General features: G+C 43.8%; 17 protein-coding genes and 2 pseudogenes. 13 read left to right on the forward strand and 6 right to left on the reverse strand.

Annotated elements, in window-relative coordinates; translation table 11 throughout:
- Positions 1-153 precede the first annotated feature (153 nt).
- From ACFE93_RS04300 to ACFE93_RS04310, 3 genes are read left to right on the forward strand one after another with little or no spacing between them, the layout of a single operon-like run.
- The gene (locus ACFE93_RS04300; protein ID WP_375472165.1) at positions 154-867 is read left to right on the forward strand and encodes a 2Fe-2S iron-sulfur cluster-binding protein; all 714 of its coding nucleotides are present in this window, start codon (positions 154-156) and stop codon (positions 865-867) included.
- A complete protein-coding gene (locus ACFE93_RS04305; RefSeq protein WP_375472166.1) occupies positions 864-1,859 on the forward strand; it encodes an FAD binding domain-containing protein in 996 nt (331 codons plus the stop codon). The genes ACFE93_RS04300 and ACFE93_RS04305 overlap by 4 nt, the downstream gene beginning before the upstream one ends.
- Positions 1,856-3,970, forward strand: a complete 2,115-nt coding sequence (locus ACFE93_RS04310) for a xanthine dehydrogenase family protein molybdopterin-binding subunit (RefSeq protein WP_375472167.1) — start codon at positions 1,856-1,858, stop codon at positions 3,968-3,970. Before ACFE93_RS04305 ends, ACFE93_RS04310 begins: the two co-directional genes overlap by 4 nt.
- 35 nt (positions 3,971-4,005) lie before the next feature.
- Here the strand turns inward: ACFE93_RS04310 and ACFE93_RS04315 are convergent, their stop codons facing one another.
- The gene (locus tag ACFE93_RS04315; RefSeq protein WP_375472168.1) at positions 4,006-4,683 is read right to left on the reverse strand and encodes an SDR family oxidoreductase; all 678 of its coding nucleotides are present in this window, start codon (positions 4,681-4,683) and stop codon (positions 4,006-4,008) included.
- 11 nt (positions 4,684-4,694) lie between these two features.
- Positions 4,695-5,627: pseudogene (locus ACFE93_RS04320) on the reverse strand (alpha/beta hydrolase family protein).
- A 325-nt stretch (positions 5,628-5,952) separates the two neighbouring features.
- Between ACFE93_RS04320 and ACFE93_RS04325 the strand changes: the two are divergent.
- Together ACFE93_RS04325 and ACFE93_RS04330 are read left to right on the forward strand one after the other, a co-directional pair.
- A complete protein-coding gene (locus tag ACFE93_RS04325) occupies positions 5,953-6,348 on the forward strand; it encodes a hypothetical protein (RefSeq protein ID WP_375472169.1) in 396 nt (131 codons plus the stop codon).
- A gap of 405 nt (positions 6,349-6,753) precedes the next feature.
- The gene (locus ACFE93_RS04330; protein ID WP_375472170.1) at positions 6,754-8,523 is read left to right on the forward strand and encodes a WD40 repeat domain-containing protein; all 1,770 of its coding nucleotides are present in this window, start codon (positions 6,754-6,756) and stop codon (positions 8,521-8,523) included.
- Between the two features lie 587 nt (positions 8,524-9,110).
- Here ACFE93_RS04330 and ACFE93_RS04335 read toward each other — a convergent pair.
- The gene (locus ACFE93_RS04335; RefSeq protein ID WP_375472171.1) at positions 9,111-10,556 is read right to left on the reverse strand and encodes an alpha-L-fucosidase; all 1,446 of its coding nucleotides are present in this window, start codon (positions 10,554-10,556) and stop codon (positions 9,111-9,113) included.
- Between the two features lie 312 nt (positions 10,557-10,868).
- Between ACFE93_RS04335 and ACFE93_RS04340 the strand changes: the two genes are divergently transcribed.
- The 7 genes and pseudogenes from ACFE93_RS04340 to ACFE93_RS04370 all read left to right on the forward strand — a co-directional run bounded on the left by ACFE93_RS04340 (position 10,869) and on the right by ACFE93_RS04370 (position 16,737).
- Entirely contained in the window at positions 10,869-11,429 is a 561-nt protein-coding gene (locus ACFE93_RS04340; protein ID WP_375472172.1) for a Uma2 family endonuclease, read from the forward strand.
- Between the two features lie 104 nt (positions 11,430-11,533).
- Positions 11,534-12,094, forward strand: coding sequence for a Uma2 family endonuclease (locus ACFE93_RS04345; protein ID WP_375472173.1), 561 nt, complete (start codon positions 11,534-11,536; stop codon positions 12,092-12,094).
- 107 nt (positions 12,095-12,201) lie between these two features.
- Positions 12,202-12,609: pseudogene (locus ACFE93_RS04350) on the forward strand (ATP-binding cassette domain-containing protein); the annotation flags it as partial.
- A 239-nt stretch (positions 12,610-12,848) separates the two neighbouring features.
- Entirely contained in the window at positions 12,849-13,811 is a 963-nt protein-coding gene (locus ACFE93_RS04355; protein WP_375472174.1) for a hypothetical protein, read from the forward strand.
- A 278-nt stretch (positions 13,812-14,089) separates the two neighbouring features.
- Positions 14,090-14,281, forward strand: coding sequence for a hypothetical protein (locus tag ACFE93_RS04360; RefSeq protein WP_375472175.1), 192 nt, complete (start codon positions 14,090-14,092; stop codon positions 14,279-14,281).
- Between the two features lie 90 nt (positions 14,282-14,371).
- Complete coding sequence (locus ACFE93_RS04365) at positions 14,372-15,517, forward strand: AI-2E family transporter (protein ID WP_375472176.1); 1,146 nt, start codon at positions 14,372-14,374, stop codon at positions 15,515-15,517.
- A 50-nt stretch (positions 15,518-15,567) separates the two neighbouring features.
- Positions 15,568-16,737: a homocysteine biosynthesis protein gene (locus tag ACFE93_RS04370; RefSeq protein WP_375472177.1), complete on the forward strand. Its 1,170-nt coding sequence runs from the start codon at positions 15,568-15,570 to the stop codon at positions 16,735-16,737.
- Positions 16,738-16,843: 106 nt separating this feature from the next.
- Here the strand turns inward: ACFE93_RS04370 and ACFE93_RS04375 are convergent, their stop codons facing one another.
- A complete protein-coding gene (locus ACFE93_RS04375) occupies positions 16,844-17,869 on the reverse strand; it encodes a hypothetical protein (RefSeq protein ID WP_375472178.1) in 1,026 nt (341 codons plus the stop codon).
- 378 nt (positions 17,870-18,247) lie between these two features.
- On the opposite strand from ACFE93_RS04375, the gene ACFE93_RS04380 reads away from it, so the two are divergent.
- Positions 18,248-19,141, forward strand: a complete 894-nt coding sequence (locus ACFE93_RS04380; RefSeq protein WP_375472179.1) for a tetratricopeptide repeat protein — start codon at positions 18,248-18,250, stop codon at positions 19,139-19,141.
- A 223-nt stretch (positions 19,142-19,364) separates the two neighbouring features.
- Here the strand turns inward: ACFE93_RS04380 and ACFE93_RS04385 are convergent, their stop codons facing one another.
- Both ACFE93_RS04385 and ilvD read right to left on the reverse strand, forming a co-directional pair.
- Positions 19,365-19,985 (reverse strand): TMEM165/GDT1 family protein, encoded by a 621-nt coding sequence (locus ACFE93_RS04385; protein ID WP_375472219.1) that lies wholly within the window; start codon positions 19,983-19,985, stop codon positions 19,365-19,367.
- Positions 19,986-20,324: 339 nt separating this feature from the next.
- On the reverse strand, positions 20,325-22,010 hold the full coding sequence (gene ilvD / locus ACFE93_RS04390; protein WP_375472180.1) for a dihydroxy-acid dehydratase: 1,686 nt from the start codon (positions 22,008-22,010) through the stop codon (positions 20,325-20,327).
- Between the last annotated feature and the right edge of the window lie 676 nt (positions 22,011-22,686).

The following is a 22,686-nucleotide window of genomic DNA, read 5'->3' on the forward strand; positions in this document are numbered from 1 at the left end:
AGCTATTTTGGGAAGCCTACTTTGTCTGATTTTTTCCTTATTTCCCCATACTCTTACCTGCACTCAACCTTAATTATGTACACAATACTAAATAGCTATGCATATCCCTAAGTTCTCAGAATTACCGGATTATTCAATCTAGAAGTAGGAATTATGGAACACAAAAAAAGGGCAGAAATAACATCTCAACCCGGTTTTTTGGGACAGGCACTGACTGGTACAGGAACAGCTATAGCGGCTCCCTCATTACTCAATCAGGCAACTATAGCAAAGGAGGCTAGCCAAAGTAACCCAGGTGAGATGAATGTGAAACTTACTGTTAACGGTGAGCAGCAAACCCTTGAGCTTGAGCCGCGTGTCACACTCTTAGATGCCCTGCGCGATCGCTTGGGGCTAGTGGGCAGCAAAAAGGGATGCGATCACGGACAGTGTGGGGCCTGTACTGTTCTGATCGATGGTGAGCGAGTTTATTCCTGCCTGACTCTGGCAGTGATGCAAGAAGACAAAGCGATCGTCACCATTGAAGGGCTGGCCAAGGGCGATACTCTCCATCCAGTGCAAGCAGCATTCATTGATAACGATGGCTTCCAGTGCGGCTATTGTACCCCAGGACAGATTTGTGCTTCTGTTGCCTTACTTGATGAAGTCAAACGCGGCTGTGCTAGCGTTGTCACCCCAGATTTGACTCGTCCCCCACAGTTGGCTGAACTCTCTGAAGCTGAAATTCAAGAGCGACTGAGTGGTAATCTCTGCCGATGTAGCGCTTACAACGGCATTGTCGCAGCAGTCCAGCAGGTAACGGGACAGAAACCGCCCTCTCCTGCCGCAACTGTGATGGTCAATGAACCTCAGGAGATGCTCAGATGAACAACTTCACTTACACCCGTGCTACCTCTGTGAAAGATGCGGTTGAACGGGCAACAAATGACCAAAATGCGATATTGATTGCAGGCGGTACGAATTTGGTTGACCGTCTCAAAGTCTTTCTGGATGAGCCATCGCAACTTATCGATATCTCTCGATTAGAGATGAAGCGCATTGAACGCACAAGTGAGGGTGGTCTGAGTCTTGGAGCGCTAGTAACTAACACAGCAGTGGCAGACCATCCTGATGTTCGCCGCGATTATCCAGTACTGTCTCGGGCGATTCTTTCTGGTGCGTCTCAGCAAATCCGCAATATGGCAACCGTAGGGGGCAACCTACTGCAACGCACTCGTTGTCCTTACTACTACGATACCGCCTTCCCTTGCAACAAACGGCAACCGGGAAGCGGCTGTCCGGGAGCAACGGGGATCAACCGGATGCACGCCATCCTTGGGGCCAGTGACCAATGCGTGGCAGTTCAACCCTCGGATATGTGTGTCCCTCTTGCGGCTCTGGATGCTGTTGTTGTTGTGGAAGGCCCCAAAGGTAAGCGGCAGATACCATTGACAGACTTTCACCGACTACCAGGGAACACACCCCAGCGAGATACAAACTTAGAGCCAGGTGAGTTGATTACCTCTGTGGTTCTGCCCCCAGTGCCGTTTGCCAAATCAGGGGTTTACCTAAAGTTACGCGATCGCACTTCCTATGCCTTTGCGTTAGTCTCTGTGGCAGCTGCGGTTGACTTAGCGGGTGAGCAGATTCAGAATGTGCGCTTGGCAATGGGTGGCGTAGCCCATAAACCTTGGCGCTCAAAGGAAGCAGAAAAGTTTTTGCTCGGCAAGAGTGCCAATACTGCAACGTTTCAACAGGCGGCAGAAATTGCACTTCAAGAAGCTAAACCATTAACTTATAACAGTTTCAAAGTTGACTTGGCAAAGCGGGCAATTCGTCGCGCACTCGCGGTGTCAGCCAAAGGAGGAGGCGTAGTATGAACAAAGTAATTGGGACTGCCGTCAACCGCAAGGATGGACGGGCAAAGGTTACGGGCACGGCAACCTACGCCGCAGAACATGAAATTCCAGGTCTGGTTCACGGTTATCTTGTCACCGCCAGCATTGCCAATGGGCAAATTAAAAGCATCGACACCAGTGTGGCAGAAAAGGCAATAGGTGTGATAGATGTTTTCACGCATAAAAACTCGCCGAAAGTGTTTATGCCAGCCAACGACTTTAAGACCTCGAAAATCTACGAGGCTCGTCTGCCGTTGTCGGATGACAAAATTCACTATGCAGGACAAATTATCGGTTTAGTAGTAGCAGACACCTTCGAGCGGGCGCGTGATGCGGCGCATTTGGTCAAGGTGGAATACACAAGCCAAAAGCCAGTCGTGGAAGCTGCACTCGCCACCTTCAAGGAGGCACCACCGCAGTTGGGTCAAGAGCTAAAGTTTGAAAAGGGGAATTTTGCGGCAGGGGTGGCAAGTGCAACAACGAAACTTATAGCCACCTACAAGACAGCCATCGAACTGCACGCGGCGATGGAACCTCATGCGATCATTGCTCACTGGCAAGATGCAAATTCTCTTACTGTTTACGAACCGTCTCAGTGGGTGTTGGGAACTCAGCGCACCTATGCAGAACTCTTTGGACTCCCAACTGAACAGGTTCATGTCGTCACACCTTTTTTGGGTGGAGCTTTCGGCTCTAAAGCCTTTCCCTGGCCCCACGGTATTCTCTGTGCTGCGGCTGCCCGTGAACTTCAGCGTCCTCTCAGAGTCGTCCTCAGCCGACGGCAAATGACAGCGAACGCCGGACACCGCTCCGAAACCGAGCAAACTATGCGCTTGGGAGCAACTGCTGATGGTAGTTTAACTGCGATCGCCCATGAGGTAAAATCCTGTACCTCACCAGTGGATGTCTTTACAGAACCCTGTACCTCGGTCACGCCAGTTATGTACACAGCACCGAATTTGCAACTGAAGCAGGAACTAGCAGTGCTGAACATCGGTACACCAACATTCATGCGCGCGCCAGGAGAGAATCCTGGGATGTGGGCGATGGAGTCAGCGATGGACGAGTTGGCCTGGATGCTAAAGATTGACCCGGTAGAACTGCGCCTGAAAAATGAAACTAAAGAACACCAGCGCAATGGTCAGCCATTCTCAGCCAAACATTTTGCTGACTGTTTGCTCTTGGGTGCGGAACAATTTGGCTGGAAAGACAGACCAAAACAGCCTCGTTCTTTGACACGCGATGGTAAACTCGTTGGTTGGGGGATGGCGGCAGCAACCTACCCTGGCAGGCGGGGGAAAGCATCAGCCAAGGTAAGGCTGCTACCAGATGGTACTGCCCATGTTCTCACCGCCGGAAATGACATGGGCACTGGCGCATATACCGTTGTTGCGGCCACAGCAGCAGATGCATTGGGGCTACCCGTCGAACAGATACATGTAGAGTTAGGCGACTCCTTACTACCAGATGGAGGCATGGCGGGTGGTTCCATGATGACAGCATCTCTCCTCCCGGCGGTCATGTCAGCTTGTGAGCAAGTTCTGAAAACTGCTAATGCTAAGACCGCACAGGAGGCGTTTGCAAATCTGAGTCAGTCCGGCCAAGCAGCAATTGAGGCCACAGCATCCTCTGCTCCTGGTGATGAAACTAAGAAATGGGCGTTCCAATCTTGGGGCGCACATTTTTGTGAAGTCAGCGTGGATGAAGAAATCGGGCGTTTGCGGGTGACGCGCTGGGTGTCAGTGATGGATATCGGGCGAATCATCAACTCTAAAACAGTAGCCAGTCAAGTCCGTGGTGGCGTGATCATGGGTATTGGGCAAGCCTTAATGGAGGAGTGCCAAGTCGATCCAAACATCGGCTATCCCGTGGTTTATGACCTTGCTACCTATCACTTCCCAGCCCATGCAGATATTCCTCGTATTCAGGTGAGCTTCGTCGGTGAACCTGATTTCAACTTTAACCCAGCAGGTGTACGAGGTGTAGGTGAAATTGGGATTACAGGTGTTTCAGCTGCGATCGCCAATGCAGTTTACCATGCCACAGGTAAGCGCATCCGTGATTTACCTATTACACCTGACAAGTTGATCTAAAAGGCATTGGGCATTGAAAAAAAGCTCTAGGGGCACTAACCCAAACTAAATTCTGTAAATTCTCTTTGCCCAAACAGCATGTTTCGGTCTACGGCTGACAAAATTTTATTATTGGCGCGATCGCTATTTAAACAGCGACCAACTAACTGCGCGACATCTACACGATTGATGCTACCAATAATTTGCGGATCTTCGGTTAAAACGCCATTACCCGTTGCTGGTTCTGACTTGAGTCCACCAGGACGGATGATTGTATAGGTGAGTCCACTGGCAATTAAGTGTTGTTCAGCTTTGTCTTTCTCAGCTAAAACTTTTCCCAGTACCTCTAAAACTTGGGGTGAAGCAGCAACAACACTATTACCAGCACCTATGGAAGACACAAGAATAAACTTTTGTACCCCAGCTTTAATTGCTGCATCGATCAGATTTCTATTACCAGGGTAATCCGGCCTTTCTACATCTGATGGTAAACCGCCAATTGTACTGATAACGGCGTGAATAGGTGCATCTGTTACCATTGCGCGTTCTATATCGCCAACATTCAAGGCATCTCCCTGAACTACTTCAATACCCATTGTTTCTAGTTCACTAGCAACTGCTGCCGTTCTCAGGAGTGCTTTAACTTTTAGCTGTTGCGCTGTGAGATATTGAGCAATTTCTCGACCAACACCCCGACTTGCTCCAGCCAGAAAAATATAAGATGCACTTGTCATAATAAATTTAACTACTTACGCTCAAAGGATTTTATCAGAGGATTGGCAGTATTCAATAATTGATCAAGCAACTGAGATGCTTCTGGTTGGTGGCGAACATAAGTGTCAATAAAGAGACTAATAATTTCACTCATCAGCAAACGCAAGTTTTCTTGGGATTGAGTAGCTTCTAAGTCGAGAGAGGATCTAACTATAGTGGAGTCTGGCTCATCAACTATCGAAAAGTGATTTGCTCCTTCTAAAATTACCAGATAGGTGTCATTTCGTCCCCCAGTAATTGCTTCTTGAAATGTACGGATGACTGGGGTGTTAGCATCCTCAGTTCCTCCCATCAGTAGAAGTGGTAGAGAATCTGGTAAAGGTAAGATGGTTCCTGGTTGATACCCGATGATTGGAAATCCTCTGCTACTTGCGCCATAAGCAAAAGATGCAGCAACTTCAGGGATAAAACCGAGGGTCAGCATTTTCGATAGATACCATACCACCCGCAGAGTGTCCACCGAGAATGATCCGTTGTAAATCCAGCATTCCTGCTAAAATTCCCTGATTTTGTAACTGTTCGAGTTTAGTTAGGAGTGCTGGCAAAGCCGAAGCTGTAGGAGCAGTACGATAAATTGTGGGCTTCATCTTTTCAAGATCAATCCCAGGTGTGAGGCTAATTACGCCTGGTTGACTTTCGGTAATCCAATTAAACAGAACCACTACCAATCCACGTTCAGCCAATTTAACCGCTAACCATTGGTATTGTTGAGCATCACAGTTAAAGCCGTTGAATAAAATCACTACTGGAAAAGGTGCTTTTTCTGGATTAGCTGGCTCACTTTCGGTACTTTTTTCTAGCTGATTTGGTATCTATGCTGGATAGAGAATTTTCAGGTGAATGGTGTCGTAAGGTGACTGGACACCCTCAACTTTGGTAGCTTCAAAAAAGCACGAACTGTCATCTGTACCTTCTCTTACTATGACTTCAAGAAAATCTTCCTCTCAGTGTACAACTGCTTCTCACAAGCAAAATCTAATGATCTAAAATAACAAAGTAACTAAGTAGAAGGCAGAAGGCAGCAGTAGAGATGCGATTAATCGCGTCTGTATAGGAGTCAGGAAAATCATTTCACTGATTGGCATTTTACGTTGAATTATGTTTACCTACTGGTAATTAAAAAACATTAGCACAAAATTATACTTAAGCTAATAACAGTAAGTATTGGAATAAATAATTGTGCCAATCCAGCAAATAAATTTTCAAGGATAAACTTCAAGGATAAATTTATGGCTAAAAAATCTCAACCCAATCTAGAACAATACCAAGATGTCAGATTATCTGCCACCACAAGAATTTGGGTAATTACAGTCGCCATTCTTGGAGTTTGCGTCCCACTGTCAGCCGTTACTAGAAGCGGTGCTATTCTTCCTTTGGTTGCTATTGGTGGCGCAGCTGTCGGTACGGTTGCTGTTTGGCGTTCTGATGAGCGAAAATCAAAAACTAACTATTTGCAACAGCAGCAAATAGAACTGCTAGAGCAAAGATTAGCGAATTTAGAAACAATTGTTAGCAGTGATGACTTGAACTTGCAAATGAAAATTAAACAGATCGAAGCAAGGGATACTTTTGGTGACTCCTCTAATGTAAGTACTACACCCAGACAACCAAAACGCAAAGGTTAAAATTAGCCCATCTTCACCATTTATGTCGATTTCAGATGATATTTCCGAGAATTATCGTTAATAGGTTATTTTATGTAGCTGTTTGCTGACTTAACGTTACTATAATCTTTTAAATCCGTCTCAAATTCAACTTTCCTTTGCAACAAGAACTGTTTCTAGGGAAACAGTATCTCGTTCTCCATCTCCGTTAGAATTGACTGATATCATCTAATTCTATATACTGCAACTGCATCAGTTCATGAAATGTCTAAGTTATATCCATCTGTCTCTTTCCCGGAAACATTTGTCAATGGCTGTGTTTTATTAGACTGTTGATATTACTGAATTTTTAATTAACTAAGGTTATAAACTTGAGTAATTGCATTTGTATAGCTTACCGTAGGTATGCAATAGTTTGCCGTAGGAATGCAGATGGATTGGATTAGCTTACTCAAAGCTCAACAAACTGACTTCCTTCAACGTGTGAAAAAACCTAAAACTTATGACTTATCTTTGCTAGAAAGTCAAGTTAAAGGTTGTCACACTGAAGTTATCGCCTTTTGGGGCAAGCCATTGGCTAGACTCCAAGAACTTTCTCGCCAACAAGCAGAAGTTCTCGCCAAAAACCCGCCGCCGACACCGCCGGAATATCCTGAGCCTCCTGACTGGACGATACCTTTTCCCAAATACTTCCAACAACAAGCTCAAGATTATCTCTTGCGGGAAAAAATCGTTGACTTGATGATAGCTGAACGTTTGGGTAAGTTGGTAAAAAAAGTGTCTTGTGATACTTTGCAAAACATGATTTTAGATGATGAGGGAAATTTGTGTGGCGAAAGCAAATTTTCTTATGTACTAAAAGATAATCCTCAGCTAAGTGTTCAAGTTTACGTTGCTGATGGAGAAAGTTTTAATGGTATTAAGAAAGACAAAATTAAGTGGTCGGTTACTCAAGAAGATTTAAAAAATCACCAAGTATTAATTTTTCTGTGTTTGTTTTATCCATCTACAGGTAATTTAGGTTACGAGAAGCAAAGCATAATAACAGGATTTTTACCTACAAATCAAGTTGAATTTAGCGAACCAAAACTGTATGTGACTCCGAGTAATTTGTTATATGCAGGGGGATTGAGTTGGTATTTAGAATCACTTATGGGCAAAAAAGACACGTCGCCAGTAATAAATGAGAAAGCGATCGCACATACAATACAGACTCTACCATCAGAGCATTGTCTCAAGGATATAGTCGGTGACTGGGAATGCTGGCAGACTTTGCAAGGACACACCAGAGGCATTAATTGCCTAGCTTTCAGTTCTGGGTGTAACAATGGCAAAGCCTTACCCATATTGGCAAGTGGTAGTCGTGGAGAGACGAAACTCTGGGATTTAAGCAAGGGTGAATTAATAGAGACATTATCAGAGTATCCTTGGGTAATATCTGGGCTAGTGGATGAAGTGAATTCCCTAGCTTTTAGTTCAGATGGACAGACTTTAGTGAGTTGCGGTGCAGATTCGACAATTAAGCTTTGGCACGTAGGCGCTTTAGACTTAATAGATATTTTGCACAAACATAATGGGGTAGTGCGGTGTGCTGCTTTCACCCCAGATGGGAGAATGTTAGCGACAGGCGGAGATGACAGAAAAATTCTCTTTTGGGATTTGATGCATCGTCAGGTTGCGATCGCCCTTTCTTTAGATGATACAGCTGCTCATTCCCTAGTTTTGAGTCGAGACGGCGAAACTCTAGTTACAGGTAGCTACCGCAAAATCAAAGTTTGGCGCACCTCACCCCAAACGGGAATTAAAAGTTTAAAAGATGCACAACCACTGCATACCCTCATGGGTCATTCTCACATCGTTTGTTCTTTAGCAATCAGTGCAGATGGTAAACTGCTTGTGAGTGGTAGCTGGGATCAAACGATTAAAGTTTGGCAATTGGAGACTGGAAAATTACTTCATACCCTTAAAGGGCATAGAGATAGAGTATATGCGATCGCTTTGAGTCCCGATGCACAAATTATCGCTAGCGGTAGTGCTGATAAAACCATAAAGTTGTGGCATTTACAAACCGGGGAATTGCTGGGTACGTTTACAGGTCATACTCATATAGTCACAGCATTAGCTTTCACAGCTTCCGGCGAGATGTTGGTTAGCGGGAGTTTGGATAAGACTATTAAAATTTGGCAACGGAGTTAAGACTAATTCGTAATTCGTAATTGTGGAGTCTTTGATACTCGTTAATGAAGCTCAGAACTTCTTTAATGAGTGTTTGAGCTTCATTAATGAGTCTTGGAACTCCTTTAATGAGTGTTTGAGCTTCATTAATGAGTCTTGGAACTCCTTTAATGAGTGTTTGAGCTTCATTAATGAGTCTTGGAACTCCTTTAATGAGTATTGGAACTCCTTTAATGAGTGTTTGAGCTTCATTAATGAGTCTTGGAACTGGATGAATCCACCTTTGATACTCGTTAACGAGTTTTTGAATTCGGTTTATTCACCTCAGAACTCCGTTGACGAGTCTTTGATACTTCTAGACAACAAACTTTAAAAACTTTCTGCGCCAACAGAGGTTAATAACAGGGCGTTCGCCATTCGGCTTTAGTCCCTTTTTGCAATCGTATGATCTATGGCAGTGTCTTCATGGGTGCGATCGTAGCCTTTACCTTTGGTTACAGTTTGACCAGCTTTTTATCTTGAGTGCTAACTGGTGAATTAGCGTTACAAATTAGAATCAAGGGTGAATGTTTCGCGATCGCAATCTTGTTAATGTTACTATCCGAGCTTCAGGAAAGAGGTATCTGGCTGATTTTCAACGTGTAGGCTGGTGATTTTTTCCCTACACACATATCCGGTAACGTGACAAATAAATTCTGTCCGTATTGTTGCCACTCAAGTTTACCTTTTGCCCCTAGCATTGTAATTTTTGCATTTTTCGGCAGAATTAGCCCTGGGATTGTCAGCGTCTGATTCATAGGAGTATCAAGCAAGACAGCATACAAATTACCTTTATTTGTGGTGTAGCGCACTCGGATGCCTTGAGTGGATACATCTTCTGAGCGTATCCAATAGCGCGAACCAAAGATGGCTTCACCATTTACATCTAGCCATTTGCCTAAGCCGAGTAACCGTTCAATTTGCAGTTTGGAGATTGAACCATCGGCATTTGGGCCAATGTTGAGCAGTAAGTTGCCGTTTTTACTAACAATGTCAACGAATGAGTCAACCAGTTCATCTACTGAAATCATGTTCAAGTCGGTATCATTTTGGTTGTAACCAAACGAGTAACCTAAACCCCTTGTGCTTTCCCATTTCTTTGGTTCGATTTGTTTGAGTTGACTGTATTCAGGTGTGGAGAAGTCGAAGTGTAAACCGAATTGCCCATTTAAATCAAAGCGGTCATTAACGACACCGTTAGGTACATGATTGTAAAAGTAAGCCATAATCTCGTTCGCCTGACCAACAGGGTAGCCAAGGTCATTCCATAAGATAGACGGCTGATAGCGGTCAATGAGTTCGCGCCAGTGAGCGTTAGCATATTCAGCGTAAGCTTTATCTTGGATAATGGCTGCGATCAAGGTGTTAAAGTCTGTTACCGTTGTATCTTGTTGTGACCAATCAATACCGCCAGAGTAGTACAGACCCATACGTATACCTTGTTTACGAACAGCTTGTGTCAGTTCGCCTACAAGATCCCGCGCCGCCACTCGTCCTGACTGATTTGTGGTTTTGCTAGGCCATAACAGGAAGCCATCATGATGTTTGGTCGTCAGCACAACGTACCGCGCACCTACTTGAGAAAACAGTTTTGCCCATTCGGATGGATTCCACTTTGTGATGGCTGCGTTGAAGGTGGGGATGAAGTCGTCATAGGTGAAATTTTCACCGTAAGTCGCACGGTGATACTTATAGGTGTCACTGCCCTCAAGTTTCATGGAGTTGTAGTACCATTCAGCATAAGGGTTATGTTGGAACCAATATTCCCAACCGCGTTCTGCAACTACCTTGTTCAGTTCACCAGTCAGTGGTGCCCAACCAGGTACGGAGTACACGCCCCAGTGAATGAAAATGCCGAGTTTAGCATCTTTGAACCACTCTGGAACTTCATGCTTTGATAGCGACTCAGTTGTTGGTTCATATCTCTGTTGTGCAAAAGCAGTAGAGGCTGTCAGATTCAAAAAGCTACTTAGAATTACTGTACTAATTAGTATGGGTAGTAGACGCCTAAACATCACAATGCTCTTGACTGGAGGATATATAATTTTACAACTGTATCTCGTCAGTGGAGAATGGAGAATAAAGAAGTAATTAGAGTAGCAGTAGGGTGTGTTATGCCGTTCGCTTTTAGCGTTCCCAGAGGGTAGCGTAACGCACCCTGAGTTTTTGATGGTGCGTTACGCTAAAACGATAACACCTTCTACTGACGTAGCAAGACAAAAATGTTTGTTAGTTAGCGATCGCACTCTCTGCAAAAATCTTTGTAACTTAGCAATCAACTAAAATCAAACTAAAGCTATTGTCGAAACGGTAGAAAAAAGGCGGCTATGACGGTAACTACCTATAAATGGACAATTGAGCGCTATCACCGAGCAATAGAAGCAGGGATTTTTGATGACCAACCCATTGAACTATTGCGCGGCGACCTCATAGTTATGCCCCCAGAGCGAGAACCCCATGCCTATTACAATACCGAAGCAGCCGATTATCTCCTCACACTGCTAGGTGAACGCGCAAAAATCCGCGATGCCAAACCCATCACCCTACCCAACGACTCAGAACCCGTCCCCGATGTTGCTATTGTCAAACCTTTAGGCGAGGTCTACCTAGAATACCACCCTTACCCTGAAGATATTTTCTGGATTATCGAATTTTCTCAGTCCACCTTGAGCAAAGATTTAGGTGAGAAAAAAGACATCTATGCACAAGCAGGCATTGCTGAATATTGGGTTGTCAATCTTAAAAATTCTCAGTTGCAAGTATTTCGAGACTTAAAAAATGGGCAATACACAACTGAACTGACATTAACCACAGGTACTATTGTCCCCCTAGCCTTTGGTGATGTATCCGTCCAAGTTAATCGCCTCGTAGGTTTCCCAAAAATATAATTTCTAGCACCTGTCAGAAACGAAGGATACGAGGCGTAGCAAGCTTTAAGAGTAGGCGATCGCTAACGCACATAATAAAACCATCCCCCTCTATTTGACTCACTATGACTATTGCCAGTCAACCCCAACTAACTTTAGACGATTTCCTCAAACTGCCGGAAACTGAACCAGCATCAGATTTTATCAACGGGGAAATCATTCAAAAACCAATGCCTCAAGGTGAACATAGCTTACTCCAAACTACTCTTTGCGAAACAATTAACGGCATAGCTAAAAGCCAAAAAGTTGCTTACGCTTTCCCAGAACTACGCTGCACTTTTGGCGGCGCTGCGATCGTCACTGATGTGTCTGTGTTTCGCTGGGATAGAATTCCTAAAACTCCATCTGGCAGAATTGTTAATCGCTTTGAAATTCATCCCGACTGGGCAATTGAAATTCTTTCCCCAGAGCAAAGGTTAAAAAAAGTATTGAGTAAATTATTGCATTGTTCACGCAATGGTACTGAACTAGGCTGGTTAATTAACCCAGAAGACGAAAGTGTGCTGGGGATTTTTCCTGGACAGCGATTGGAATTATACGAAACTGCTGATAAATTACCCATTTTTGAGGGTATCGAATTGGAACTGACTGTTGAACAAGTTTTTGGCTGGTTGAGTTTGATGTAAAAAAGCGTTCCGTAAAGTTGCTGGATTCTGACTTTTCAGGTCATCTGGAAAGACCCATGAAAAACCTAACCCCCTTCCCGTTGCAGTCAGGGAAAAATTCAGAGTCTCTGACGATGGATGAAGCTTGGCAAGCAGCCCAGATGGCAGGTTTCGCGGATGATGTTGCCGCAATGCCAATGCAAATCCCTACAGTGGTAAGTCAAGGAGATAGTAATCTCTCTGGCGGACAACGACAACGGCTGTTGATTGCGAGGGCGTTGGCGTTCAAACCCAGGATTTTGCTATTTGATGAAGCGACTAGTGCCTTAGATAATAGAACCCAGGCAATTGTCAGTCAAAGCTTAGAGCAGTTAAAGGTAACGAGAATTGCGATCGCTCATCGTCTTAGTACCATCCAAAATGCTGACCGAATTTATGTACTCCAAGCTGGCAAGGTAGTGCAGCAAGGTAGTTTCACTGATTTGGCAAATCAGCCAGGGTTGTTTGCCCAACTCATGTTAAGACAGATGCTTTAGCGACTTCTAGTCGTCGGGTGCTTGCAGCTGTGGAAGTTTCAAAATTTATATGTAAATTTTAATCACAAAAATAAAATTTAGACTAGATTTTACGGGCACTTTAATATATGATTTAGGCGTCTACTATTATTAAATATTTATCATTTGGCGTGTAAATTAAAATCCAGCTAGATAACTCAAGCTAAAATACTGTTAATTAATAAAAACAATGGTTATTTCACAACGTGGTATTATCACTTATGCCTACGGAGCATCTTAACTATCTCGAAATGGCAAAATCCTTGGCGCGTTCTCTGCGCCTTCATTCACCAAATGTTTCGCGTGCTATTGTTACTGACAATCAAAACGATCAAGAGTTACTCGAACTTTATGATTACGTCATAGACCTTAAACAGGAATACGGTTCTAACGTCAAACAAAAGCTTCATGTCTATGAATATTCTCCATTTGAATATACACTTTGTATTGATAGTGATTGCATAGCAGTAAGAAATATTGACTTTATTTTTGATGATTTTAAAGGTAGAAGTTTTAGTGTGGCAGGTAATGTATATCTTCAAGCAGGCGATAAAGATAAGTTCATTGATGTAGATGACACACTCAAACAATTTAATCTCACAAAACTACCTAGATTTAATGGAGGCCTCTATTATTTTGAAAAAAACGATACTGCTAAGGCATTTTTTGAAAAGGCACTAGAATTTTCAAGAGATTGGAGAAAGCTAGGTATTAGTGAATTTCGTGGTGATGGCCCTAATGATGAACGTATTTTTGGTCTAGCTATGATGCTACACAATCAAAATATGTTTGAAGATAATGGTCAGATGATGCGAACACCGATCGGTCTTCGTGGTTCTTTTGATATAGATGCGATTACAGGTAAATCTACTTTTCAAAAATACAATCAGGTGGTATCTCCTGCTCTTGTACACTTTGCCTGCGTTTGGGGAGAGCATCCCGTATATCATCGTGAAGTATCAAAATTAAAAAACCTAGATAAAGGTTCAGCTAACCAAGTCAAGTCTAATATATTTTCCGCAATTCAATATAAGTTTGGCTATCAGATTGCTTTCTTAAGGTATATAGCTAAACGTGTACCTAAAAATCCTAAATATATTCAAGCTAGAGTGAAAAAATTTTTGATAGAATTGCCTGAGTTGATCAAAGCTAAATATAGAATTGACTTAGTTCGGAGCAAATAAAGTTTGCTAAAACTCTGCATTTATTTGTGCTTAGTTTAAATTACTCAAAGGCTGCTTTGATTACTTTCTGTATAGCTTTAATAGTGTAGAATGTGCTGTCTGTGGTTCAGGCAGCACTCGCAAAGTTCATTAGCGATCGCGCCTCACTCCTTCGTTTCAGGTACTCAAAATTATATTTTTGTGAACGTACAAGGATTGTATCTGTGGGTTTATTGTAGAAACTAGACGGTACAGCGCAAATTTGTGCGTACCACAAAAATTTGTATTGCCGTACTTTTATGGAAAATCAACTAGGATTAATTCTGAAACTGCTTTTACTCTCGGCTTTGTTATCAATATTGATTAAGTATGCAGGGCCAAGTCTACCTATTCCGGCGACAGCAAGCAACGCGCTGATTATAGTATTATTGCCGATTGCGATCGTAGCGATCGCTCTACTGTGGCGATTTCAAGCACAAAAACAAAATTAACTCAAACCATTTACGCACAAGTTCCTAAAATCAGCTAACCTAGCTTAATTACAATAAAATTGCATCTCGCCAACCGTTGGGAGTTAGCCTGTGAACCTGGGTCAATGGATCGGCTTAATCGCCATAGTTCTTTCTTTATACATCTTGTGGCAAATTCGAGAAGTGCTTTTGCTCATGTTTGCCGCAGTTGTGTTAGCCACCACCTTAAATCGGCTAGCGAAACGCTTCCAAAAGTTTGGGATGAGGCGCGGATTTGCCGTCCTCCTAGCAGTAGCTATCTTTTTCGCAGGTGTCGTGGGCTTTTTCTGGCTAATTGTGCCGCCATTTGCCCAGCAGTTTCAAGAACTAACCTATCAAGTTCCTAAAGGGTTTGGACGCTTTAATAGTTGGCTTGATGCCCTGAGAACTCGTATTCCTGACCAGTTAATTCCTTACATCCCAGATATCAATAGCCTCATTCAACAAATACAGCCCTTCGTCAATCGGCTACTGGGAAACTCCTTTGCTTTTGTATCTGGTTCTTTAGAAGTCGTCCTCAAGATTTTGCTAGTGTTGGTTTTAACAGGAATGATGTTAGCCGACCCCGTGGCTTACCGCAAAGTATTTGTGCGGCTTTTCCCTTCATTTTATCGGCGGCGGGTAGATGGAATTTTAGATAAATGTGAAGTCTCTTTAGAGGGATGGATTACAGGCGCTTTCATTGCCATCTTTGTAGTGGGTCTAATGAGTCTGATCGGCTTATCAATTTTGCATGTCAAGGCAGCACTAGCTTTAGCGGTTTTAGCGGGATTTTTTAACTTGATTCCCAATCTGGGGCCAACGATGAGTGTAATCCCAGCAATGGCGATCGCCTTCTTGGATGAACCTTGGAAAGCGATCGCTGTCTTGATTCTCTACTTTATCATTCAACAGGTTGAGAGTAATTTCATCACGCCCGTTGTCATGGCGCATCAAGTATCATTGCTGCCAGCCATAACCTTAATTGCCCAGCTATTTTTTGTGACTTTCTTTGGCTTTTTAGGATTATTTCTAGCGCTACCTCTAACTGTTGTCGCTAAAATTTGGTTGCAAGAAGTGTTAATTAAAGATGTTTTGGATGAATGGGGGAATAACAATAGAAAAGAGACTGAGTTTGTGATAGTTTCTAAATCTCTTGAAACAGATAATAATTGGACGGCAGAAAATCCAGATATAAATGAGAATCCGTCGATTGATAATGATATCTTGAAAAAATAATCGCATCTCTCCCCATTCCCTACTCACCTGGAAGCGCAAACACTGATAAGATGCGAACAATTGCAGAAATTAACGAGAAAATTAAGCGCCAACGTGCAGTGGTGTTGACAGCTGAAGAATTAAAAGCACGAGTTGTAGAAATCGGTGTTACTAAAGCTGCTAAAGAAGTTGATGTAATTACCACTGGTACTTTTGAGCCGATGGAATCAAGTGGTGCAATTATCAATCTGGGACATACTGACCCCCCGATAAAAATTCGCCGTTGTTGGTTAGATGGCGTGCCAGCATACTCTGGTTTTGGAGCAGTAGATTTATATTTGGGTGCGAGTTGTGCTGTGGAGACGACAGATGGGGAAGAAGTGCGAGAACGTGGTGGCGGTCATGTAATCGAAGATTTAATCGCTGGTAAATCTATACACGTGAAAGCACAAGGACAAGTAACAGATTGTTACCCCAGAGCAAATTTTGAAACTACAATTACCAGTGACACAATTAATCAGTTTTATTTATTCAATCCGCGCAATCTTTATCAAAATTTTATTGTTGGTGTAAATGGTGGCGATCGCCCCCTCTTCACCTATCTCGGCCCTTTACAACCGCGTCTAGGGAATGCTGTTTATTCTAATCCCGGTGCTATTTCCCCCTTACTCAACGACCCTGATTTGCAACTCGTTGGTATAGGTACTCGAATTTTTTTAGGCGGTGGTGTTGGCTATGTTGCCTGGGAAGGCACTCAGCACTTCCCCTTACAAAAGCGTTTAGCTAATCGTACACCGATTGGGCCTTCCGCCACTTTAGCTTTAATTGGTGATGCCAAGCAAATGGATGCCCATTGGGTGCGGGGATGTTACTTCAAAAGTTACGGCCCCTCATTAATGTTAGGGGTTGGTGTACCACTACCTGTATTAAATGAACAAGTAATTGAACACTGTGCCGTGCAAGATCGAGACTTAGTAGCCCCAATAGTAGATTTTTCCATTCCCCGGCGCGTCCGTCCCACTTTTGGTTTAGTGAGTTACGCCCAACTCAAATCTGGGTGGATCGCCATAGAGGGCAAAGCAGTACGCTCTGCCCCTTTAGCGAGTTTGCTTTTTTCTAGGCAAGTCGCCCTAGAGTTGAAAAAGTGGATCGAAGCAGGTACGTTTACCCTTACAGAACCAGTTTCTCCAATTCCGATGGAGCGATCTTTTCTACCCCAAGATCGTCGGACGGATTTTTGATTGGGGGGAGTAGGGGAGTGCGGGAGCAGAGGAGAAGACAAGTAGCAGTGAATCTTTCCCCCCTGCCCATCCGCACTTCTGCCTTTTGTGCCCAATGCCCTATTCCCTACTCTTGAGTCGGTTTCGGTCGCTTGATGGGTTTAGGAGCGGGTGTTCTTGGTATAGGTTTTGACACCACTGAGGGATCGCCGCTTGTACTTGTTTTCTTGATGGGGCGAGGAGTTTCGCCAGTGCGTCTGGGGGGGAATGGTTTTCTACCACCAGCACCACCACCGCTGCCAGCACGAGGTCCACCTTTAAATGGTGGTTTGCGTTTTTTGGGCAAATCAGCGATCGCCTCGGCTTTTTCTACTACTAAAACGTCTGCTTCCCGCTTGGCTTGGAAGTCCCAGAATTTGCCCACTGCTTTGGTAGTTAGCACACCCCTCAATTTCAACTTAAAATACTTCGGTTTGTCAGTTGATTTGCGTGGAGCCTGCCTAATTTTGACTACCAAGCTTTTAGCATCAAAAGATTGGTATACTACTTCACCGCGAACAGAAAAACCACCATCTGCAACTTCTGATGAAGGTTTTAGGGCAGTTGTACTTAGTTCAGAGTTCTCGGATAAGCCATCATCGAGTGTCTGTAATTGCAACTCAAAATCCGATTCGTCCTCATCTGTTGAGTTTTTAGCCAAGTTTTCTGGCTCCCAAACTCCGACGATTTGGATGTGCAAGGTATCATTTTCTTGTCTAGTACGTGGATATACTACCCATAGGTGTTCTTTTTCTAAGTCTAAATGATTCTTGACTAAGCTCATAATCCGGCCTAGGAGGACGGCATTGAGTTCTACACCGTCTGGAGTCAGCAACGTACCTTGAGTAAATTGTTCGCTGCTAGCATGATAGCGACCCCGAACTAACCCGATCGCTCGATACTGCATCGGTTCACTGGGAGGCGGAATCGGTTGCTGGCGATTAATCAAGTTCCCATTTGAGTCAGTCTCGCTGGGGTTGACAGGCAAATTGTCAACTTTTTTAGAGGACTGGGCTGCTATGTGAACATTAGCGGCTGCCTCTACGTTAGTTGGGCCCTGCTTAGAGGCAGAAGAATTGGAAGATTCAGGCAACGGCATCAGGTCGGAATTCATAAAAACTCCTTGCGGCGGAGACACATCCCATTGTGGGATTTTACAAAGGCAGCTGGAAAGAGCATTTGTGCGACTGATGAAAGTATATTGGCTTTTCACAAAATCACACTAGGGTACTCTATACAATCCTAAAAGCGCTAAATTTAATGTATAAACACTAAATGTCTAATTTAGCGGCTTTACACTAGTTTCGGAAGCATATCATAGCTACAATTCTGACGGCTCCTCCTAAAGTCATCACTTACTTTAGCAGTGTGGATAGTTAATTGTTATAAAATTCACAGGCAATTGGCGGTATTCCGCAAAGTTTTGGAAATTTTTAACTTTACGATTTGTGTAAATGATAATGTCATTAAAGTTCAGGAGAAAGACAAAACTGTGTCTCAACCGCGCAATCGTTGGATAGTTCAAGTCGTCTTAGCGGTGGCAATTCTTGCTTTTGTGGGTGTTTCGGTGATTCCCATAATTGGAGCATTTAATAATACGCCACCCTCAAGTCAGAATACCGCTAGTACCAGAGGTAGTTTGCCCTCTGCTGACCAAAAATCAAAACTGGAAGACGAAGTACGAGGTTATGAACAGGTTTTGCAAAGGGAACCAGAAAATCAGACTGCGCTTAAGGGTCTGTTACAAGCACGGCTGCAATTACTGAGTCAAAAAGATAAAAGCGAGGTTAAACCGGCTGATATCCAAGTTGTCATTGAACCCCTAGAAAAGCTAGCAAAGCTAAATCCCGAACAGTCAGAATATTCAGTGTTACTAGCTCAAGCCAAACAGCAAATTGGCGATCGCGAAGGAGCCGCTCAAGCTTATCGCTCGATTTTGTCCACGAAACCAGGGGATTTGAAGGCTTTGCAAGGAATGGTGGCTCTATTGATCAGTCAGCAACGCCCCGAAGCAGCCATTGGTTTGTTGCAAGAAACCCTCACTAACGCAGCCCAAGCAAATACAATTCAGCCTGGAAGTGTAGATATAGTAGCCGTGCAGGTGCTGTTAGGTTCTGTTCATGCTTCCCAGAAACGCTACGCTCAAGCTAGCTCTGTTTATGACCAGGCAATTAAGAAAGATCCCAAGGATTTTCGTCCCGTCGTGGCAAAAGCGATGCTCCTAAAACAACAGGGCAAAGACGCAGATGCAAAATCTTTGTTTGATAGTGCCGTAGCTTTAGCACCTGCTCAGTACAAAGACGGAATTAAAAAGGCAGCAACGGCTTCCCCCACACCTAATCCTATTGCATCTCCCGCGCCTTCACCGGAAAGTACGCCCAAGTAAGGGTATTGGGCATTGGGCATGGGGCAAAACAGTTCCGTTAGTGGAAAGCTAGGGTTTAGCCCGTTTCGAGTTCCTCGGCTTAGAGTAAACAAGTGAGATTCCCCACTCAGCACTCCTGAAGGGCATGGGGCATTGGGCATTGGGAAGAGAAAAGATAGACAAGAAAGAGGGGGGAGACAAGGAAGAGATTTGTTTAATAATTCCCCCTTGTCCCCTCCTCCCCTCATGCTCCTTCAATGGCAGCAACGACACCAAAGACTAAAAACAAACATCCGCCAATAAAGGTTAGTTGACGCTCAGAAATGCGTCCGGCAATCATTTTGCCGCCGATAACTGCGATCGCAGCACATAAAGAATGTCCTAAAATTGCACCTATTGTGACTCCAATGGGGTTATTACCTGCTGCTAGGGCAATGGTAGCAATTTGGGTGCGATCGCCCCACTCTGCCATAAATGTCAACACAAAAGCTTCTATGACAATTGCTAAGGAAGTTTTTTGCTTTGGTAACTGCAAATCTGCCTTTTTCACCGCAGCTTGGGCTTCTTCTACAACTTCTGTATCACAAGCAGCAGCTGACATCTTACTAGCGTCATACAACAGCTTGATACCAAAGGCTATAAATAAAGCTATTTCAGCGTAATGAATATAAACTTTTGGTAACAAAGATACTGCTTGTCCAAATAGCACCGAAAGGATTGTCATCGCAGCTAAAGCAGTTGTCACACCTACAAACACCAGCCGTCGTGGGTGGTGCATTGCCAAAATCACAGCAATAAAAAATGTTTTATCGCCTAATTCTGAAACTGTAATTAGTAATAAACCTGCGGTAAAAGCTGTTAACACTCTCTCAAGCTCCTGAAGATATCGTTTACCGATGTGAAGCTTGATGAGAGCCAAAAGACCTCACCAAGTTTACACTTTTCGGTGTGAACTTAGTGAAGGTCTCGCTTTCAAATATTGATTACTTGCCACCTGAACCAGGCTCATCGCCAGTATGTTGATTCAGATGTACTGGCTTTTATATTTTTTGCCAGCAGCTACTCCCCTTCTATGCGATCCGAATTATACATATTTCCCATGTATAAGTCAAGGTGGTAGGGAATGGAGAGGTATAACTTTAGAGTAAACTACCCACACTGTACCTAGCGGTCAGTGTAGGTAGTTCAGATCGTGTTAAGTTAATTAAAACAAGTCCAAATCTGTCACAGCACCAACACTGCTAGAAGATACTAATTTGGCATATTTCGCCAACACGCCTTTAGTGTAACGTGGAGCCGGAGGTTGCCAGTTGGCACGACGACGGGCCAATTCTTCTTCGGATACGTTTAGCTGCAATAAACGGGCGGGTGCATCAATAGTAATACTATCGCCTTCTTCTACAAGCGCGATCGCACCACCAACTGCGGCTTCTGGAGCAACATGACCAACCACCATGCCGTAAGTACCGCCAGAAAAGCGTCCGTCGGTAATTAATCCTACAGCATCACCCAAACCAGCACCGATAATTGCTGAGGTGGGAGCCAACATTTCTCGCATTCCAGGGCCGCCTTTAGGCCCTTCGTAGCGAATGATCAGAATATCGCCAGCTTGAATTTTACCGGCTAAAATTGCATCTAAAGAAGCTTCTTCCGATTCAAATACCCTTGCGGGCCCGGTAATTACTGGTTTTTTCACTCCGGTAATTTTGGCGACAGCCCCTTCTGTTGCCAGATTACCTCTGAGGATGGCTAAATGTCCTTGAGCATACATCGGGTTATTCCAAGTCCGAATCACATCTTGATTGGCAGATGGTTCTTCTGGTATGTCTGCTAATATCTCTGCAATGGTTTGACCGCTGATGGTGAGGCTATCACCATGTAATAAATCATGCACAAGTAACATCTTCATTACTTGCGGAATACCACCAGCTTTGTGCAAATCTGTAGCGACATATTTACCACTTGGTTTCAAATCACACAAAACGGGAACGCGAGCGCGGATAGTTTCAAAGTCGTCTATAGTTAACTCTACATCAGCAGCGCGGGCGATCGCTAAAAAGTGCAGTACTGCATTGGTCGACCCACCGACTGCCATAATCACAGAGATGGCATTCTCTATAGATTTGCGGGTGATAATTTGGCGGGGTAAGATTTGTTTGCGAATCGCTTCGACTAACACAAATGCTGATTTTTCCGTGCTGTCGGCTTTTTCGGCATCTTCTGCCGCCATTGTCGAGGAATAAGGTAAACTCATCCCCAGCGCTTCAAATGCTGAAGACATGGTGTTAGCTGTGAACATTCCTCCGCAGGAACCCGCACCAGGACAAGCTCTCTCTTCAACTTCTAATAATTCCTTTTCGTCAATTTTTCCAGCACTGTATTGACCAACAGCTTCAAAAGAACTGACAACAGTTAAATCGCGTCCGTTGTAGTGACCGGGTTTGATTGTGCCACCGTAAACGAATATTGCAGGGATATTCATCCGAGCGATCGCCAGCATTGCCCCTGGCATATTTTTATCACAACCGCCAATGGCCAGCACACCATCCATACTTTGTCCAGTACAAGCGGTTTCAATGGAATCGGCAATCACTTCCCGCGACACTAGGGAATATTTCATCCCTTCAGTTCCCATCGAAATCCCATCGCTAATGGTAATTGTGCCGAACACTTGCGGCATCGCCCCGGCGGTTTTAATCCCAGCCTCTGCTATGAGCGCCAGTTGATTTATCCCCATATTACAGGGAGTAATCGTACTGTAGCCATTGGCAATGCCCACAATGGCTTTATTGAAATCTTCATCTTTAAAACCAACTGCACGCAGCATAGCTCGATTAGGCGATCGCTGCACCCCTTGCGTTACAATTTGGCTTCTCAAATTCTCCGACATTTTTTTTCCTTCCGTGCCATCATCACAACAGTTGCGATTGTATTACCTGATTTTCTCATGCCTGGGCGATGCGATCGAATATGAGTAATTCTCTATGTTTCACGGTGTCTTTTGGTCAGTCCTAATGAGAATAAATCTTCATCTAAGCGTTTGTATAAAATCGGGATGATTTTTGTATGTTATACCAATTCTGTATAAAGATGCGCCAAATTATACAGCAGTTTTCTTTTGCATGAAGTACAAAGTTACGGGTTTTGAGGCAGGAGGTAGAAACTATTTTTATCTGATGTTGAGTCTTGCATTTTTTACCTGATTTATTTACAAACTATTGTATAAGGAAGAACCGCAAAGGGCGCATTCGCGCAGTGTCTCGTCAGAGAAGGATACAAAGGAATAAAGAAAATTTGGCGCCGCCTTACAAAGAAATGGTATTAGGCATCTAGAGTGCCGGAAATATTAGGATAGCAATACGAATTTAAATATGAAAAAAAGTCATTGCCGCAAGTTGAAGCTCTGACTTTCTACGTTTATAGCTCAGTATATTGATATTGATTCCGGTGCAAAGTGGAGACACTCTAGCTTTGCAGTAGAGTTCTTCTTCCAAATTATATCTGCCTTGAAAATAGTGACTAGGGACTAAGGGCTAAAAAGAGATATTTTCATTCTCTAGTACCTT

It is taken from the genome of uncultured Nostoc sp. (genome assembly GCF_964247315.1).
In the GTDB taxonomy this organism is placed as follows: domain Bacteria; phylum Cyanobacteriota; class Cyanobacteriia; order Cyanobacteriales; family Nostocaceae; genus Nostoc.

Coding starts and splice junctions, on each gene's coding strand:
- ACFE93_RS04300 (WP_375472165.1), top strand. CDS start 154: ATGGAACACAAAAAAAGGGCAGAAATAACATCTCAACCCGGTTTTTTG.
- ACFE93_RS04305 (WP_375472166.1), top strand. CDS start 864: ATGAACAACTTCACTTACACCCGTGCTACCTCTGTGAAAGATGCGGTT.
- ACFE93_RS04310 (WP_375472167.1), top strand. CDS start 1,856: ATGAACAAAGTAATTGGGACTGCCGTCAACCGCAAGGATGGACGGGCA.
- ACFE93_RS04315 (WP_375472168.1), bottom strand. CDS start 4,683: ATGACAAGTGCATCTTATATTTTTCTGGCTGGAGCAAGTCGGGGTGTT.
- ACFE93_RS04325 (WP_375472169.1), top strand. CDS start 5,953: ATGGCTAAAAAATCTCAACCCAATCTAGAACAATACCAAGATGTCAGA.
- ACFE93_RS04330 (WP_375472170.1), top strand. CDS start 6,754: ATGCAGATGGATTGGATTAGCTTACTCAAAGCTCAACAAACTGACTTC.
- ACFE93_RS04335 (WP_375472171.1), bottom strand. CDS start 10,556: ATGTTTAGGCGTCTACTACCCATACTAATTAGTACAGTAATTCTAAGT.
- ACFE93_RS04340 (WP_375472172.1), top strand. CDS start 10,869: ATGACGGTAACTACCTATAAATGGACAATTGAGCGCTATCACCGAGCA.
- ACFE93_RS04345 (WP_375472173.1), top strand. CDS start 11,534: ATGACTATTGCCAGTCAACCCCAACTAACTTTAGACGATTTCCTCAAA.
- ACFE93_RS04355 (WP_375472174.1), top strand. CDS start 12,849: ATGCCTACGGAGCATCTTAACTATCTCGAAATGGCAAAATCCTTGGCG.
- ACFE93_RS04360 (WP_375472175.1), top strand. CDS start 14,090: ATGGAAAATCAACTAGGATTAATTCTGAAACTGCTTTTACTCTCGGCT.
- ACFE93_RS04370 (WP_375472177.1), top strand. CDS start 15,568: ATGCGAACAATTGCAGAAATTAACGAGAAAATTAAGCGCCAACGTGCA.
- ACFE93_RS04375 (WP_375472178.1), bottom strand. CDS start 17,869: ATGAATTCCGACCTGATGCCGTTGCCTGAATCTTCCAATTCTTCTGCC.
- ilvD (WP_375472180.1), bottom strand. CDS start 22,010: ATGTCGGAGAATTTGAGAAGCCAAATTGTAACGCAAGGGGTGCAGCGA.